Origin of the sequence: Paenibacillus sp. FSL H8-0282 (genome assembly GCF_037963825.1) — a bacterium.
GTDB lineage: Bacteria > Bacillota > Bacilli > Paenibacillales > Paenibacillaceae > Paenibacillus_AQ > Paenibacillus_AQ odorifer.
In genome coordinates, this window is record NZ_CP150146.1 from 2,926,978 (window position 1) to 2,938,890 (window position 11,913).

Genomic DNA, 11,913 nt, shown 5'->3' on the forward strand with positions numbered 1-11,913 from the left:
GCCGCTTGCTGGAAGCTGCATACAATCTGTTCGTCAAGGTATTGTCGCTGTCTGCCATGGCGAGCGTGCTGGCTCTGCTGATCTTATTGACCCGATTCCTGTTCAAGGATCGTCTGAAACCTACTTGGACGTATCTTCTGTGGATACCATTGATCGTGAGGCTGGCTATACCTTGGGCACCTGAAAGCACATTTAGTATTTTTAATCTGTTGCCGCTGGAGAAAGAAACGGCGCAGAGTTCCTTTATTCCGTCAGCGCAATCGGAAGTTGGCTTTACTTATGTCCCAGAGTTGACCGGAGGGGAAAAGGAACCGCCGTCAGTTACTGGAATTGCAAAAACTGGACCTTTGCCGGGAGAATCGACATCGGATGATGTGGCACAAGTCAATCCGCATACCGATTCAGGATGGGAGCCGATACATGTACTGGTTTTGGTGTGGTTTGGCGGAGCGGCGGTGGTGCTGGGCATGTCGGTTCGAGCGCAACTGCGATTTACCGCACGGGTTCGACAGGAAACGGAGATTCATTCCTCAGAAGTCCAACGGTTGTTCAAATCCTGTAAGCAGGAAATGCAGGTGCGTCGCCCAGTCAAGCTGATCGGGACGAAGCAGATTGCCGTACCGACACTACTTGGCGTTATGCGGCCCAAGTTGCTGCTGCCCACCTCTACTTTACACACTCTGGAGACGAACGGACTCCGTCATATATTCCTTCATGAGCTGGCACATGTGAAGCGCCATGACATTTTGCTAAATCTGCTGACAGGTCTGCTGCTGGCCATGCATTGGTTTAATCCTCTGTTGTGGTATGCCGTACGCCAAATGAAAGACGATCAAGAGGTTGCCTGTGATGCTCTGGCCTTGAAGCATCTTGAACCAGCTTGCCACAGAAGTTATGCCTTGACACTTCTCAAATTGTTAGAAACCTTACCCGATCCGATCCGGTTGGCAGGTACAGCTGGCATTTCAAGCAGTAAAAAGGAAATGGAAAGAAGGATTATTATGATCACCAGGCACAAAAAATTTACGGCAAAAAGCTCAATGCTGGGCCTCGCTGTAATTATGATCTTAAGTGGCTGTACCCTTACAGGAGCAAAGCTAAATTCTGCATCAGCTCCGGCAATGAGCGCTCCTGCTACTTTTCAGGCAGAAGTGCAGGATAAAAATACAACGGATTCCAGTGTTAAAGGCACTTTATTGGCGGAAAAAAACGGAATCACGGTATCTGCTAATCCCACTGGTGAGAATACACTTTTGCATAAAGTCACGGTAGATGTGCGTGGTGAAGTAAGCCGTACGTTCTTGTGGAATGCAGGTGAAGATAAAACTCGGCCTCCATTGATTGAAGAAGCAGATGTGAACGGAGATGGAACTAAAGAAATTTTCATACGCATTACGACCGGCACGGGTACTGGACTTTCTATGAGTGAGATTCATGTGCTCCAGCCTGCTAGCTTGGAAGAGCTTGTGGTCGAAGATCCGATCGAAACGTTGAATCAGAAGCTGAAATCATCCATTACACATCGAAATAACCACACTTATGTATCTGCTGAACTGGACGGAAAGCATTTGACCAAAGTGTATGATTACACGGAGGGAGCTTGGGGAGAGAAGGTCGGATTTGGCTCTATAGTTTCATACGAACTGATAGATGACCAAATTGTAGCCCATATGTCCGGTGCGGCGTCTATGTCTGAGTTTCCGCTCGAAGTTATTGCCGTTTACGGGAAGAATCTGACCATTGAGAGCGCACAGATGTACTATGGATCGTTTATATCTCCACCACTCAGTGAACAGGATATCAAGTCCATGATGGAAAAACAGCTTCCGGCAAGTGGTTGGACCTTTAGCAAAGACGGAGATCAGTATAGGGTGGATATAGATCCACTGAATGGCGTAGGGGAAGGCAATAGCTATAAAATAAATCCGCTTACCGGAACGGTTCATGACGTAACTTCTGGCAGTCCACTGAGAAGTCTTGTAAACCGAGAAGCGATAGATCTGTGGAACATCTCTAACGGTACAGAATACCAGAAGGAACTGTATAAGTTACTCCAACCTATCTTTGATACAGAGGGTTTCAAGCCAACAGATACGGACTGGATTTCAGGCTTTATCGGGGATGGTTATTTGTTCAGTGATGTTAGGCAAGGAAGCAGGGAATTCACGATTAAAGTAGATGTCTTTACTGGTCAGTGGGAGGAAATTCCTGACCCGTATCAATAGTTAAGTTTCAAGGTCTGTACCGTATTATTGAAGAGACCATTACTAGCGAATTGAAACTAAAAGCAGCCAGTACGCGCCGATAGATTATCGGCATGCACTGGCTGCTTAATTTTTCTAGAAGGGAGGACAGTCTTACGACTGTGTAAATTACGGATGACTAAAGGACTATTCGACCTGGAACTGGTTTAATTCGTCCTGAAGCTTTTTGGACAACTGATTGAGCTGCAGGGACAGTTCGGCAACCTGTTCAATGCTGTCCAATTGTTCTTGCGTACTTGCGCTAACTTCTTCCGTTGAAGCGGAATTCTCTTCTGTAGTTGAAGAAATGATTTCGAGTGCCTGTAGGATTTCATCTTTGTGTTTATGGACTTTGGAGGTGTTGCTGCTGATTTGAATCATACGTAATCTTAAAGCCTCCAAATCGCTGTTGATGCTAAAGAATACCTGTTTCGTAGCCTGCACGGATTTTGCATTTTCTTCGGCAATTTCAAGTCCTTGGGCTGTGTATTCCACAGATGCTCTAGTTTTCTCTTCGATTTCATGAACCTTTCTGCCAATCTCCTGTGTAGCCTGTGCAGTCTGCTCCGCCAACTTGCGAACCTCTCCGGCAACAACGGCAAATCCGCGTCCCTGTTCTCCCGCACGTGCTGCTTCTATGGAAGCATTTAGTGCCAGTAGATTGGTTTGCGTAGCGATTTGATGTACCGTGTCCACGATGCTCGAAATTTCATGACGACTTTGATCAATATCATGGATGGCAGACGATATCGAATGAGTGGAGTTGTGATTTTCTTCTGCCCATTTTGATAACTGATCCAACACACCCAAACCCAGTTCGCTCTGGTCGGCAGAAGCTTGCACCATCGTCTCTATGGCTATGGCATCATTAGCGATTTCGTCAATTTGACCAGATAATGATCCGGTTTTTTGCAAAATCGTATCCGTTTCGATCGACTGATAGTTGGTTGCATTCGCAATCTCATTAATGGCTGTGGCTGTATCGTTCATTGTTATAGCTGTACGGGAAGAAATAGATTGCAGATCCTTTGAGGATTGGTTTAATACCTGAGCGGAGGTACCCACTATTTGGAGCATCCCTTGAATTTTCTGGACCATGTTGAATATTCCGTTGGAGATTTGTCCAATTTCGTTGTTGGAATAGGCATCAAATTGAACCGTCAAATCCCCATTTTCCACCCGTTTGATTTTGGTAAGCAGCTTCGGTATGGATCTGAGCAGATAACGGAGCGTGATATACGAAAATAGAACGAGCAGAATCGCCGCTGCAACAAACCCGCCAATCGTAATCCAGGTGAACTTTTTTAATTCGGAGAGCACTTCCCGCTCTGAAATAGTTAAACCTACGGACCAGCCGGTATCTTTACTTGTAGCATAGCCGATGTAACGGCGTTCTCCGTTGTCATTAATCAGATGTACGCCGGATTCACCAGCGATCATTTTCTTGCCGATTCCCCCAAGATCACCTGGCAGCTCATTAATCTTTTCCTTTGTGACCTTAGACTGGTCTGGGTGATACAGAATATCACCTGTTTTGGAGGCGAGAATGGAATAACCTGTGCTGCCTAGCTTATAGCTTTCCATTATCTCAGGGATATTTTTAGACGCTATATCAACCGCGACAAAACCGATTAATGTATTGTTGTCATTTTTTATCGGATAGAAAATACCCATCAGCATATCACCTGTAGTGATGTCAATATAAGGATCGGAGTAGTACAGGCCGTCTGCTTCGACTGCTGGCTTATAATACGGCCGTTCTTTAATGTTAAAAGCAGCATCTGATGTCGTACCATTGTTGAGGATATAAAAACCTTTGCCGGCAGTACTAGCAATCCATGCATCTGCAAAAGTGGGTTCCACCTTTACAATGGCAGCTAGTGTCTTTGCTACTTCAGCGGCATGCGGAGAAGTCTTGGCCATTTCAGGAACTTCGGTGGTTTCGATGTATTGTTTGAATAAGTTATTCGTTGACATTTGCTTGACCAGTGAACCCTTTTCCTTAAATAGTGCATCAAATTGACTGACAAGTGCCTGTGTTTTGGTCTGAAGCATAGATTCTTGTTGTTTCACAAGTATGCTGCGAGTGCTGGAAAACATAAAGGTTCCCAAGATTGAGAAGACGACAACAATAATAACTAAAAGTACAATGGACAAAGTATTTGCTATGCTTGATGAACCAAACCGCCTTTTTTTTAGTTGTTGTAACATGCTACCATCTCCCCCAAGTTGTCTCTGAGCAAATAGCTCATAAGAACATATCGGAAGATAGTGAGATTTTCGAAATAGTAATTTTGAGAATGAAAAAATTAAATTAAAATGGATGATGCACAGGATAAATCCTTGACTGGTGCGGGATTTCAAGATGGTGGGGGGAGAGGGAGATCTTAACAATTAGCCTGTAGCTTGGCACATTGCAGCTACTGATTAGAGGCGAATTGTTGTTTTTTTAGGTGATGCTTAACTGCCTTTATCAGACTTCTTGTTTGTAGATTGCTTCCAGCTCTTGCGGTTGATAATGATTATCAATTATACTTCCGATAGGAAGGAGGCGAGTAAAGATTTTAAATGCTGATGATAATTTGATGCTCTGGGATTATGCACATATCCGGCTGATTGATATTCGCCATATGTTGTTTAAGGCAGGAGACAAGCTGAACTCCTATAGGTTCCCGGCTGCAGGTTTTTTATATATGGTTCGCGGCAACGTGGTTTTTCGGCTCAATGGAAATAAACATGCTGCGGAACGTTTTCATATCCTACACAGCGGAAAGGGAGGGCAACTGGATATTGATTGGGTCAAGGAGGAAATGGAGTTTTATTTTATTTTCTATAAAGCCTCGCTTTCGCTAACGTCCGGATCAGGTGTACGTAGACTTTTTGAAAGAAACAGTCCTTTTCAAAAACAATATGAATTTGCTCCGAATGCTCCAGTGGCTTTGCTGTCTCAAGTAAAGGAGATGCACCGGAAATGGCTGGACTCAAGTTCACTTGAACGGATTCAGATCAAAGCAATGCTTTATCAATTTGTCTACGAAGTTGAGCGGCAGAGACAGGCATATGGAGTCTATCCCGTCAAGCCGGATCTGGTGGAGCAAGCAGTTCGATACATACGAGAATATTACAGTCAGCCTATTACCTTATCCTCTATTGCAGAGCAGCTTAATTATAGTGTGGCCTATGTGGCGAAGCAGTTTAAAAGCAAGACGGGTACCAGTCTGATTGATTTTCTTATTCGGACGCGAATAGATAAGGCGCAGGAAATGCTGCTAAATACCGATGCATCATTGCAGGAGGTTGCCGCCGGAGTGGGGTACACGGACCTGTCCTATTTCATCCGTATTTTCAAGAAAACAACCGGTGTGACTCCGGGTAATTTTAAGTCATTGGCCCTAGGCTCTGCCAAAGGATCAGATCGTCCTAAAATCAGGCTAAGATTGTCTAATGCAGGATGGGCTGAGCCAAGTTATATTGATAATGATCATGATAATCATTATCAATATAGAAGAAAAGGGGATTTACCGATGGTTAGAAATACAAAAATGTCAATGGGAGCAGCGATGCTGTTATGTCTGGTTTTAATGCTTAGTGCTTGTTCTTCAGGGAACAGTCCTGTTAATTCTGTGAATGCTGGCCCTAGTCCAGTATCCTCTGTGCAAACAGAGACAAGTCCACCGGACTCAGCCACCAATTCAAAATCTACAAGAGTATATAAAGACAGTCAGGGGCATGAGGTTGATATTCCAGAGCGTCCACAGCGGATTGTGCTGCAAGGTAATTCGATCGGAGACCTGCTGGCACTCGGGATTCAGCCGGTCGGTGTCGACCGCCGGTTTATTGAAGAATCAGTCTATTTGGATAAGGAGACAACCCCGGCACAGGATATTGGATTTCCTACAAATCTGGAACTTGTTTTGGATCTGGAACCGGATTTGACAATGCTGGGTTATGTGATGGACAAACAATATGAAGAAGTGTCCAAAATATCACCTACTGTTGTATTTGACCAGAGTAAACCCTTGTCTGAGCGTCTGCCTGTCATTGGTGAGATAGTAGGTAAAAAGGCTGAAGCAGAGCAACTGTTGTCCGAATATAATCGCAAGGCCGAGAATATGTGGAGCGGATTGCGTCAGGAAGGCAAACTTGCCGAAGGAGAAACAGCGGTAGTGCTGATTTATTATTGGAACAAGACAATGTATTTGATGAAAACTGGTGGTATTCCTGCACTGCTGTATCAGCCGCAGGGCTACAAAATGTCCGAGGTAGTGAAGGAAATCGAGCCGGCAGAAGGTGCACCCTATATTGAGGTCTCCCCTGAGCTAATGCATAAGATGCTTATTGGTGACCATTTGTTTGTCATCTATCCGGCCAATGCTGATGCGGAAAATTCCTTTAATGAGTTAATGAAAACTGCGTTGTGGAGCTCGCTCCCTGCTGTAAAGAGCGGAAAAGTTACTTTTGTGGAGACTAAATGGAATTATGACGATATGTTGACCAGCAGCATGCTGCTGGATGAGTTCCCTAAACTGCTGGCTAAATAAATGAGATCTCAGGTTAATCCGCAACAAAGAAGCAGAGGAGGAACTCGCTGCTTCTTTATTTTGTTTATAAAGTAAAGAGGGTTGAATATAGAATAGTAATCGGTCATTGTTTTTTGTTGATTAGCTAGACTCCACGAGTAGCATCGATTAATCTGAAGAAGTGGAATGCGGGTTATGATTGAATCGTCGACATAGATAAACGGAGGCTGACTATGACTTACTCACAGATCTGGAACAACTCAGGAAATGAAGCCGATATTCTTTATTTGGAGCAGCAGATTAAGGCCGTTAAAAAAGAAATAAAACGAGCAGAAGCTGCAGAGCTTCAAGAAATATTGGATCAAGCGAATCGTAAGCTGGCTGAATTGGAAGCGAAGCTGGACGAGCTTGAGGATTAGGAGCTCACCGCCCTTTTGTACCGTTTGAACTTTATGTTTCTGAATTTGCACCGGTGTCTATATAGTTTTATAATTGTAGTTTACTTAATCGTATTACTGGGAGGAATGGGGAAATGGATAAAAATAGAAAATATATGCTTGTCGGTGCGCTTCTGACAGGGGTAGGTGTCTCTTTGATGGCCTATACAGCAAGCCGCTATACTTCGTTTAAACGAATCGTAGCCAATACCATCCGTTTGGAAGAAATCGCCTCTCTAGAAATCTCGCGATTGTCTTCAGTTCCCGGTGAAAAGAAAGACATCATTATTACTGATCCTGCTGTTATTGAGCGGATTTTTGCTGATTTCTCTCATGTTCAATTAATGAAATCGGCCCGAAATGTCAGTTCTGACAAAAACTTTAGCTATTATATTACGATAGTTCAGGCTGACTGCAAGCAACGATTTGATATTATTTTAAAAAGCAGACAGCATATGATCATTTATGATAATGATTTAAGCAATCCTCACTTGAATGCCTATAAAATTATCAGCCCTTATTATCCGCAAGCACTGGAACAGGTTTTCGACTGATTATATAGAGGTGCGCAATGAAGTAATATCATAGCCCATTTCCTGCATAGCATCCAATCCATTTATGATCTCTATTGTCCGGGTGCCGTCCCAGCCTTTAGCCGTTCCATATTCGATCCATTCGCGGATACGCTGTGGATGATTTAGATTATAGACATCTTCAAAACCCTTTTTATGGTTTTGCAGCAGATAGCCTGTATTTAGCGGACAACCGGCAATAGGATCATCCCATGTTAGGAGTTGGATGCGGAGGGGGTGGAGCTTTACATTTTTATGATAAATCTTTAATTCAAGCAGACTCCGTTCGTCATGGATTCTCATGCCCAATATATAGCTGTATTCCAGTTCCCTGAGCGTGATAGAACGCAGCTTTTTTTTCATGAAAATCGCCTCTCATCCTAATAATTTTGTTATCATAGCAAGCATAGGGATATTTTTCAAGCAATCAACAGGAAGGATGTTTATATGAAGTATGAATTTGGGGTCATGGCATCCATTACAGAATTGGTGGAGTACCCGGATGAGCAGAGTGATACCTATATTCCGCACCCGAATTTTCAGATCATCATGGATCAATTGGGTATTACAGTACCCGTTGCTGAGATTTATGAACATTTTTTTGCCAACCCTGTTCACACCGGACATGTGCTCGTTTACAGCAATCCAGAGCAACCAAACGCTTGTATTGTCCTCGACACTTACCGTGATCCGCTGGACCAGCTAGACATGATTTATTTCGGATGGCGCTGTTCGTCCGAGAAAGACAATATCCGTGAGCTGTCCCGGCGTTTTTATGATGAATGTGAATTTGCGGTCCGTTATGAAGAAGGTCAATCCGTGCTTTACAAGGTGTTGAAGGAGGATACCTATCCGCGAAAATTTTACTATAATACCGTGTTTGAGCAGCAGTTGAAACGATACCCGGCAAAATAGGCGATAGAAATACATAACCGAATCACTTAACACAAAAACGCGAGTTCAGGGCAGTGCCGCCCGGACTCGCGTTTTCTATATACCTGTTTTTGAAATGCTCTGCATCATTTAGGCAATTACTGTGCCGTCAGCAGCTGCTCCAGAATTTCGGCGCGAATCTTCAGCAGGCTCAGCTCCTTCAGTAGCCACTAGATTCTCCTCATACGAAATCCAATCCCTTTATCAACCGCATACAACTTCACATTCTTGTACCCCGCTTTCTCCGGAGCAATCACGCCCGAGCCGCAATAGACCACGTTCTCATGCCCGGTTCAAGGAAGCCAGGCTGTGGACAACAGATCGCCCTTCTGGTTCCTTTATAGTCTTCCAATTACCACGATCAACGCCAGAACCACAAAAAAGATATTCACGCCGAGCTCCCGGTACTCTTTTCGCCGAATATGAAAAAAACAGCATCCCGAGCAGTGCGACCGCAGTCAAAGCGATCGCGGCGATCGGCGTAAGCAACGGTGTTATGTTCAGCGCCCAAGGCAAAACAAGGCCCAGCGCTCCAAGTAGCTCCGCGATTCCGATCAGAACAACTAGACTTTTCGGCACATCATTTACCCAGGCCCATGTCTTTTTTGACGACTCGGTGCGAACAGTTTTCATCCATCCCGAATATACGAAGCCTGCCGCCAATACGATTTGTACGATCCATAACGTCACATTCATCTTTTCTTTCCCCTCACTTGTTCGATTTCGATGTCTGCCTCTATACTAAAGTGAGAAAGCCCATTCAGGAAGTAGGCACTTAAACCTAACCAGGTAACCAAAAGTAAACCTTGGCAAGACCAGAAAGTGAGGATAAGAATGACGGTGTATTGCAAATTCGGAACGGCGCTGGAAATCCTCACAGGCAAATGGAAATCATTGATTCTTCTACGCCTACTGAGCAATGGTACAATGCGGTTCAGCGAACTACAAAAAGCCATTCCGGATATTTCGAAAAAGATGCTGGCCCAGCAGTTGAAAGAATTGGAGTATCACGATATTGTGCATCGCGAAGTGTATGCGCAAATTCCGCCAAAGGTCGAATACTCGATTACGGAGTACGGACAGCTAATGAAACCCGTGCTCCAGACAATGAGCGACTGGGGAGCCGGGCATGTGCAGCATATACAGAAGCAGTACGGCGAAGAAGACGAAGCAGAGGCAAGCGCATCCGAGCTTCGGGAAATCGATTTTTTGCGGTAAACGTTTCGGTATTAAGTGCACTAAAAAAGCCCGCAAAGATTGCGGGCTTTTCCTGTTCTTAAATATACAAATAAAAAGAACGCTTAACTCTCTTCGGTAGCCACCGGATTCTCCTCATATGAAATCCAATCACTCCAGCTTCCTGCATACAGCTTCACATTCTTGTACCCGGCTTTGCCTAGTGCGAGCACATTCGGGCAGGCACTTACGCCTGAACCACAGTACACGATAATTTCTTGCTCAGGATCAATTCCTTCATAATGCTCTTTCAGCACCTCAGTTGATTTCCAGCGCCCTTGCTCATCCAGTACATCCTTCCAGAACTTATTGATCGCTCCGGGAATATGACCTGCCTTCGGATCAATGGGTTCTTCAAGTCCTTCATAGCGGCGGGACTCGCGGGAATCAATCAATAGTGCACCACCGTCGTTAACTACATTTTGCACATCTTCCATGCTAACAAGCATCTTCTTCTGAACATCTGCTTCATACTGGCTAGGAATTCGCACGGCTTGATGATCACTGACGGGAAACTTACCATTTTTCCAAACAGAGTAGCCTTCATCCATTACAAACACACGTTCATGCCCCAAATATTTAAGCATCCACCACAGACGGGAAGCGTAGGCACCGCCTTGATCATCATAAGCAACGACAATGCTATCTCTGTTAATGCCAACCTTGCTAAGAACGGTGGTTAGCTTCGAGATCTCAGGCAGTGGGTGGCGTCCACCGTGTGCGCTTACTGGAGCGGAGAGCTGTTCTTCCAGATGTAGATAAACTGCTCCGGGAATATGATCTTCTGTATAGGCTTTACGTCCAGCTTCCGGGTCAGTAAGTAAAAAACGGCAATCAACTATAACAAGTTCAGGCTCGTATAACCGAGCAAGCAGCCATCGAGTAGAAACGATCGGTTCCATAAAGTAGCCTTCTTTCCTGTTTAATATGTATGGAGTCATTATAGCGGAAAATAAAAGAGGGCGCACCTTAAGCTTATGGCTTAAACTGCGTCCTCATTGAATTAGATCAAACGATATCCTGATGGCAAGCTGCCGGTACGTTGAATGGTGCGAACCTGCGCCGGGGTCAGCCGTTGATTGCTTGAAATGAGCGATTCGACATCTCCTCTTCGCAGAAAGTCGTCCAGTTCGCGGATGCTGCGGTTGCCACGCAAAATGACGAAATTATCGCGGAAGGCAGAACGATCGAATAACACAAGCGTAGCGTTCGGATTTGTGGAGAAGAAGCGCAAGCTTTCTATTCCTGTAAGGACTGAATCTATATCTGCAATGCCCAGGTTGCCACGAAGAGTTCTGCGAAGCCCCCGAAAGTTCTCCTCACTAAACACTCTTAGCCTAGGATATATTACAGATGTTACTTTTTTTGTAATCATGGTTAATCCCTCCAAGTTCGATTGACGAACTGTCGTTTTCGACAACTCGCCGCCAGATTTACCATAAATGAATGCGGTATTTTCGACTGGAAAAAGGAGTGACCTGGGCGCTAGGCTCCGGATTACTCCTTTTTGTTGTTGTAAGCAGTTCCTAGATCAAACGATATCCCGAAGGCAAGTTACCGCTGCTGCGGATATTACGGATTTGTTCGAGGGTTAAGCGTTGGTTAGTAGAAATAATGGATTCCACGTCATTACCTGAAATGAAATCATCCAGATCCCTAATGTTGCGGTTCCCGCGAAGAACACGGAAATTTCCTCTAAACCGGGTTCTTGTGAAGAGTACCAGTGTAGCATTGCTGCTAGTAGAGAAGAACCGAAGGCTCTCAATACCATCGAGGATGTTGTCCGTATTACGAATACCCAGGTTGCCAGTATATACTCTACGGCGTCCATTGAAGTTTTCTTCATCGTACACGGTCAAGCGAGGGAAAGTCTGAGAAATGTGAACTTCTTTTTTCATTTGTAATTCCTCCTTTGTTATCTAATCTATGTTCATATAACTTTTTGGCTTGGCTGAAAGTCTAATAGAAAGCC

The 11,913-nt window shown here is 44.5% G+C and carries 12 protein-coding genes; 6 read left to right on the forward strand and 6 right to left on the reverse strand.

What is annotated here, in order from left to right:
• Window positions 1-5: 5 nt before the first annotated feature.
• Complete coding sequence (locus NST94_RS12750; RefSeq protein WP_076183597.1) at window positions 6-2,225, forward strand: M56 family metallopeptidase; 2,220 nt, start codon at window positions 6-8, stop codon at window positions 2,223-2,225.
• Window positions 2,226-2,390: 165 nt separating this feature from the next.
• Here the strand turns inward: NST94_RS12750 and NST94_RS12755 are convergent, their stop codons facing one another.
• Window positions 2,391-4,454 (reverse strand): methyl-accepting chemotaxis protein, encoded by a 2,064-nt coding sequence (locus NST94_RS12755; RefSeq protein WP_076126062.1) that lies wholly within the window; start codon window positions 4,452-4,454, stop codon window positions 2,391-2,393.
• A gap of 374 nt (window positions 4,455-4,828) precedes the next feature.
• Here NST94_RS12755 and NST94_RS12760 point away from each other — a divergent pair, with 374 nt between their 5' ends.
• From NST94_RS12760 to NST94_RS12770, 3 genes are all read left to right on the forward strand, one after another.
• Window positions 4,829-6,784 (forward strand): AraC family transcriptional regulator, encoded by a 1,956-nt coding sequence (locus NST94_RS12760; RefSeq protein ID WP_248548328.1) that lies wholly within the window; start codon window positions 4,829-4,831, stop codon window positions 6,782-6,784.
• 212 nt (window positions 6,785-6,996) lie between these two features.
• Window positions 6,997-7,182, forward strand: coding sequence for a hypothetical protein (locus NST94_RS12765; RefSeq protein WP_076126066.1), 186 nt, complete (start codon window positions 6,997-6,999; stop codon window positions 7,180-7,182).
• A gap of 113 nt (window positions 7,183-7,295) precedes the next feature.
• Window positions 7,296-7,754, forward strand: coding sequence for a hypothetical protein (locus NST94_RS12770; RefSeq protein WP_076126068.1), 459 nt, complete (start codon window positions 7,296-7,298; stop codon window positions 7,752-7,754).
• Here NST94_RS12770 and NST94_RS12775 read toward each other — a convergent pair whose 3' ends face one another.
• Window positions 7,755-8,135: a hypothetical protein gene (locus NST94_RS12775; protein ID WP_076126069.1), complete on the reverse strand. Its 381-nt coding sequence runs from the start codon at window positions 8,133-8,135 to the stop codon at window positions 7,755-7,757.
• Window positions 8,136-8,219: 84 nt separating this feature from the next.
• Between NST94_RS12775 and NST94_RS12780 the strand changes: the two genes are divergently transcribed.
• Window positions 8,220-8,687 carry a hypothetical protein gene (locus NST94_RS12780; RefSeq protein WP_076126071.1) on the forward strand — a complete coding sequence of 156 codons (468 nt, stop codon included), beginning with the start codon at window positions 8,220-8,222 and terminating at the stop codon, window positions 8,685-8,687.
• Between the two features lie 300 nt (window positions 8,688-8,987).
• Here NST94_RS12780 and NST94_RS12785 read toward each other — a convergent pair whose 3' ends face one another.
• Window positions 8,988-9,401: a DoxX family protein gene (locus tag NST94_RS12785; RefSeq protein ID WP_339282031.1), complete on the reverse strand. Its 414-nt coding sequence runs from the start codon at window positions 9,399-9,401 to the stop codon at window positions 8,988-8,990.
• Window positions 9,402-9,539: 138 nt separating this feature from the next.
• Between NST94_RS12785 and NST94_RS12790 the strand changes: the two genes are divergently transcribed.
• Window positions 9,540-9,923, forward strand: coding sequence for a helix-turn-helix domain-containing protein (locus tag NST94_RS12790; RefSeq protein WP_076183618.1), 384 nt, complete (start codon window positions 9,540-9,542; stop codon window positions 9,921-9,923).
• Window positions 9,924-10,006: 83 nt separating this feature from the next.
• Here NST94_RS12790 and NST94_RS12795 read toward each other — a convergent pair whose 3' ends face one another.
• The 3 genes from NST94_RS12795 to NST94_RS12805 all read right to left on the reverse strand — a co-directional run bounded on the left by NST94_RS12795 (window position 10,007) and on the right by NST94_RS12805 (window position 11,839).
• On the reverse strand, window positions 10,007-10,843 hold the full coding sequence (locus NST94_RS12795; RefSeq protein WP_339282032.1) for a sulfurtransferase: 837 nt from the start codon (window positions 10,841-10,843) through the stop codon (window positions 10,007-10,009).
• A gap of 101 nt (window positions 10,844-10,944) precedes the next feature.
• Window positions 10,945-11,316 carry a hypothetical protein gene (locus tag NST94_RS12800; RefSeq protein ID WP_076126088.1) on the reverse strand — a complete coding sequence of 124 codons (372 nt, stop codon included), beginning with the start codon at window positions 11,314-11,316 and terminating at the stop codon, window positions 10,945-10,947.
• 151 nt (window positions 11,317-11,467) lie between these two features.
• The gene (locus tag NST94_RS12805; RefSeq protein WP_076126089.1) at window positions 11,468-11,839 is read right to left on the reverse strand and encodes a hypothetical protein; all 372 of its coding nucleotides are present in this window, start codon (window positions 11,837-11,839) and stop codon (window positions 11,468-11,470) included.
• Between the last annotated feature and the right edge of the window lie 74 nt (window positions 11,840-11,913).

Bases quoted from the DNA above. Each gene is read 5' to 3' on its own strand.
- NST94_RS12805 (WP_076126089.1), bottom strand. From the start codon at position 11,839: ATGAAAAAAGAAGTTCACATTTCTCAGACTTTCCCTCGCTTGACCGTG.
- NST94_RS12780 (WP_076126071.1), top strand. From the start codon at position 8,220: ATGAAGTATGAATTTGGGGTCATGGCATCCATTACAGAATTGGTGGAG.
- NST94_RS12800 (WP_076126088.1), bottom strand. From the start codon at position 11,316: ATGATTACAAAAAAAGTAACATCTGTAATATATCCTAGGCTAAGAGTG.
- NST94_RS12785 (WP_339282031.1), bottom strand. From the start codon at position 9,401: ATGAATGTGACGTTATGGATCGTACAAATCGTATTGGCGGCAGGCTTC.
- NST94_RS12775 (WP_076126069.1), bottom strand. From the start codon at position 8,135: ATGAAAAAAAAGCTGCGTTCTATCACGCTCAGGGAACTGGAATACAGC.
- NST94_RS12760 (WP_248548328.1), top strand. From the start codon at position 4,829: ATGCTCTGGGATTATGCACATATCCGGCTGATTGATATTCGCCATATG.
- NST94_RS12770 (WP_076126068.1), top strand. From the start codon at position 7,296: ATGGATAAAAATAGAAAATATATGCTTGTCGGTGCGCTTCTGACAGGG.
- NST94_RS12765 (WP_076126066.1), top strand. From the start codon at position 6,997: ATGACTTACTCACAGATCTGGAACAACTCAGGAAATGAAGCCGATATT.
- NST94_RS12755 (WP_076126062.1), bottom strand. From the start codon at position 4,454: ATGTTACAACAACTAAAAAAAAGGCGGTTTGGTTCATCAAGCATAGCA.
- NST94_RS12790 (WP_076183618.1), top strand. From the start codon at position 9,540: ATGACGGTGTATTGCAAATTCGGAACGGCGCTGGAAATCCTCACAGGC.
- NST94_RS12795 (WP_339282032.1), bottom strand. From the start codon at position 10,843: ATGGAACCGATCGTTTCTACTCGATGGCTGCTTGCTCGGTTATACGAG.